Genomic DNA, 4,725 nt, shown 5'->3' with positions numbered 1-4,725 from the left:
AAGTTACCCACAAAAAAGCTTATATTACTGCCTATAGGACTCCTTTCTGTGGGTAAATCTGTGTTTTCAGAAAGTTACCCACGAATAAACACTCGCGCTTTTACGTATAAACACTCGCGCTTTTACGTATAAACACTCGCGCTTTTACGCATAAACACTCGCGCTTTTACGAATAAACACTCGCGCTTGCACGCATAAACACTCGCGCTTGTTGCTCTTTCTCGGTGGCTTTTGAGCAGTGTGGTAAGTCGTTATAATTTGTTTCGCCAAAAATAGCCAGTAACCCCATACCATCGTGACTTCTCGCCGCCCTCGAGGGAGGGTTTACGGCGAAATTGCTAAGTGGACGATGTAGTCTAAACGGGCACTAATATGCCTCAGCAAGTGCAGTCCAAGCAGGACGGTGTAGTCTAAGTGGGCAGATACACACCTCTCGGATGTAGTCTAAACGGGGCTGTTCACTGCATTACTAGCATTTTACCTTAGACATCTTTTGCATGAGAAGCGCCTGAATTTGGCCATTAATTTAAGCCTAACTCATTGGCCTTTTTAAGGTGATTAGTAACAGGTGAAATATTTAAACTTCTGGCAATCTCTCGATGGGATGAGTCAGGCTAGATGCTGTTGATTTATTCAGCCTGAATAACTAGAAATAAAAAACACAAAGAGACTTAAAAACAATAACTTAAAACAAATTTCCCGTTGAGGAATCTAAAAGGTATTCACTCATAAAATAAATTAGCTATGACTGAATACCTTTATTATTAAAGCGAGTCTTGCAACACTTTAGCAATAGCCTGGTCTAAAGTATCTTGTACTTCTTTTGTTAGCTGTGAAAACTCATAAGCGAATTTTCTACCTTTAACGCGCTTACGTGCATAGGTATTCTTTTTGCTAAAATTTGCAAGTGGAGTAACGATAGCCTGCTCGGTTGGCTTAGGTTTGTATGTTTTAATAGCGTCTGTAACTATTTTTAATACAGCTTCTTTATAATCGTCTTGAACTAATTCACTATTGATATTAATTATATTGCTTTCTATATCCTTTATAAATTCATTTACGTTTTCACCTAACGTTTTTTGTACTGTATTTAATACTTTGTAGTCTGAGTGTGACAATAAAGAAATATCCGGAAACAGCTCAATAATAGCACTATCGATAGAGGCAGCAGTTAGCGCCTTACTTACCTTGGCTTGGCTTAAGCCCATTTCTTCAGCTAATTCAGATTGCGTGAGTTTTTTATTATATTTTTTTTCATAAAGCTGACTTTCTAACTGACAACGCATACCTATTTCACGTAAGTTGTGCTCTTTACTAACTTGCAGCTGCTTAGCTAATGCTTTAGCGTCACCAGAGCTAATGTCGTCATCTGTGACTAATATTTTAAATGAGTTAATTTTACCTGCTTCAAGCAAAAACCTAGCTCTACGCCTGGAGCCATCTAGCAGATCAATTACGCCATTAACTCTTCGGCCTATAGCTGGATAATATTGTTGTATGCATAATGAGTCTAGATCTTGAAGGGATTCTTTGGTTAGACCAGATTGATCTCGACCATTCACTTCAAATGTGACCGAAGTAAGCTCTTTAACTTGCTGATAACTTAATGTAATAGGAACAAATTGCGCTATTTTTCCTGATTTTAACTTCCAGGATACACTCTCTCCAACATTACTTATCCCTAGATGGGTTTGTAATACATCCATTAGTGATAATTTAGAACCAGTGATCTCTGCTTTTAATTGCTTTGCTAGCGACTCTATATTACTTTCCTGTCCTGACTCGATTGCATCTTGCGCTCCGACTGCATTGCCAAGTGGTGATCTTATTCCACGTTTTCTAGCCATGATTTTACTCCTGCTCCTGCTCTTGCTTACGCCATACATTCACAATATCGCGCTGTAGTTGACTTGTTACTTCATAAGCATTTTGCTGTGCCACTTGGTATGACATTTTACTTTTTGGGTACTCACTTTTAGACATATCAAACACCGTTGATAATAAAGATGATGCCTGCCTTACAGCTTCACTATTTTTAAATTCTTTAGAGTATAAATAAGGTGAAAAGCTATCATTAAGGCTATTGAGTAACTCCGTTGTTGTTGAACTGTCTTTATGATTTGTAATAAGTATTTTCATGAAGTCATACCCCTGATGCTTAGCATTATTCAATAATCCCCAGACTTGCGGTATATATGAAAAATAAGAACACGTTGCATCTATGTCATTTTCTGTAATTGATAGTGGAAAAAGTACACTGGTTGCGGCGAAGTAAGCGTTATACGTTGCATAGCCTAATGATGGAGGGGTATCTATTATGATAATATCGAATTCATCTTCAACTTCATTTAAAATCTTACTCAAAATAGAGTAGGGCGAACTTAGAGACTTATTAAATACGCCTTCATGAAACCACCCCTCAATACCACGATCTGATTGTGAGGCAGGTAAAATACGGAGGTTTGGAATTGTAGTAGGTAAAAAGGCACTTGAAATAGCTTCTTTTTTAGTTTCATTTTCGTCTAATTCATAGTTTCCCATGATCAGATCGCCTACAGATAAACAACCTTCTTGTGCTGATTCAGGGGCGTAATACATTGATAGTGTAGCTTGTCCATCCATATCAATAAGGCCTACGCGATACTCTTGATGAAACTCAGTAGCTAGTCCTGAACCTATTGTTGCACTTGACACTGTTTTACCAACACCACCTTTTTGATTCTGAATCACTATAATCTGTGCTTTCTGCTTATCACTACGTTTGAACTTAGGTTCTTTACGTAATTCAACAGAGAGCGAATCTCTTACTTTATAAATTTCTTCGATGTCAATTGACCACTGTGCATCTTCGTGTCTACGTGGGTCAATACCCAGTGAAGCGCAATACCTATCTAAAGTTTTTACATCAATATCTAAATATATAGATGCTTCAGCTCGCGTAAAACTTCTAAGCTCCTTACGATGATTTACTAAAAGCCTCTGATTGCGTCTTTTTATATAGCGGTCAGCGCCTTCCTTTAAATCTTGAAAAATGTGAGTAGTCTTTTCAATGGTCATAGATGAATCCCTTTTTATTTAAAACAAGTGTATCCCTTGTTTTTTGAGTTGTCCATGTATTTTAGAGGTATTTGATTTTTGTTTTAGTTTTATAATTTGAGTTATTCATATTGAATAATTACCAAAAAAGAAGCCGTAGGTGTTGGCAAATGTGGCTTGTAGGTAAAATACAACTTGAGGAATATTTTTATCGTTATTTTAAAAAATGACTATTGAAATACAAGCTCCCCTCATCATCGAAATATAAGCTAATTAGAGAGTATATTTTAATGTCTAATATGTGTAATCTAGTAAAAACACCAAGAATATGTCATCAACTAGCAAATACAGTCTCGACATTGGAAGAAGAAATGAGTATCGATGAGAAAAAGAAAGTAGTTTCAAGGGATTCTCTTCCTAAACACATAAAAAAGAGCCATCAGATAGTATTTAGTCGCCAAGATTTATCTGCCCGTGAAGCAGATATATTTGCACTCATGATTGCAACTATGAAAGAAAGTGATTGGGTTGGAACAACCCCTAAATACGAGTTTTCAGCATCTCAGCTCTCCAATTGGCTCAATATAGCGCCAAAACATATAGCGACATACCTTAACCCTGTAGCTATGCGGCTATCACGATATAGCGTTGGTATAAAAACTGAAGATGGTAATGGTGAAATTGAATTTGACTATAAACCAATATTTAAAAATATAAGCTATAAAAACCGCACATTTACAATGATACCTAATGATCTTCTGAAGTCTGAGTTTATAGAGTATAAGCAAGGATTTGCGCTGATCAATACCACAAGCTTTTTATGCATAAAACAGGAATACGCAAAGCGACTCTATGAAATACTTAGTAGGTTTAAAGAGCCCGGCTACGAAATGCACTTGATTAAGCTTGATGAACTAAAAGGTTTATTTGGTCTATATGATGAAAAAGGTAATTTAAAATCAGATAAATTATCTTTTAAAAATAATGGGGTTTTTATGCAGAGATGCATTAGAAGCAGCATTGATATTCTCAAGGCCAATCCTACAACAAATAAAGAGCTATTATTTTATGAAAGTGCTAATGGTGAAGTTGGCTACGAATTAAAAAAACAAGGCAACAAAATCATAGCTATCAAATTCCTTATGAGTTGGATAACAAAAGGCAATATTGAGGAATTTAATGAACGCGATGCTATTACAACTATTAAAAAGCTAGAGCTTAAAAGGCAGCAATTAAAGTCTGAAGGCAATGGTAAAAAATTATCAACTGCAGAACTTAAACTGTTACTTTCTGCATACAATTACACTGGTAATGAGAAGCTATCTAATAAAATAGCTACAACCTTGATTGAAAGGCGTAATAACCGCGCAGAACAAGCATCCAGCAAAGAAGAAATAGATATTGCGAATAAACTGACTATAGATAATTTAGATATTCCATATTAAAAAGCATATTACATATTTTTGGTATGTGCTCTCAATAACACCAAAAATATGTAATGTAGCTCATATAAAATATGCTCACGTAGACCTATTTTTAATAACTTCCCATAAAATACGACGAATATAGCCCTACAAATAAATAAAACACCAAGAATATGTTACGTACATACAAAGGTACAAGCTCTCAACACCAAAAATATGTTGCGTACATGCAAAGATATAACCCCTAACACCAAAAATATGTTGC

Annotated in this window: 3 protein-coding genes; 1 reads left to right on the top strand and 2 read right to left on the bottom strand. The window is 35.8% G+C overall.

Annotated elements, in window-relative coordinates; all coding sequences use genetic code 11:
- Positions 1-764 precede the first annotated feature (764 nt).
- A complete protein-coding gene (locus L655_RS0123470; RefSeq protein WP_024606459.1) occupies positions 765-1,847 on the bottom strand; it encodes a ParB family protein in 1,083 nt (360 codons plus the stop codon).
- Between the two features lie 4 nt (positions 1,848-1,851).
- Positions 1,852-3,057, bottom strand: coding sequence for a ParA family protein (locus L655_RS0123465; RefSeq protein ID WP_024606458.1), 1,206 nt, complete (start codon positions 3,055-3,057; stop codon positions 1,852-1,854).
- 338 nt (positions 3,058-3,395) lie between these two features.
- On the opposite strand from L655_RS0123465, the gene L655_RS0123460 reads away from it, so the two are divergent.
- Entirely contained in the window at positions 3,396-4,481 is a 1,086-nt protein-coding gene (locus L655_RS0123460; RefSeq protein ID WP_198925115.1) for a replication initiation protein, read from the top strand.
- Positions 4,482-4,725 lie beyond the last annotated feature (244 nt).

It is taken from the genome of Pseudoalteromonas sp. TAE79, assembly GCF_000498015.1.
GTDB lineage: Bacteria > Pseudomonadota > Gammaproteobacteria > Enterobacterales > Alteromonadaceae > Pseudoalteromonas.
This window is presented reverse-complemented; position numbering and strand designations above follow the sequence as displayed.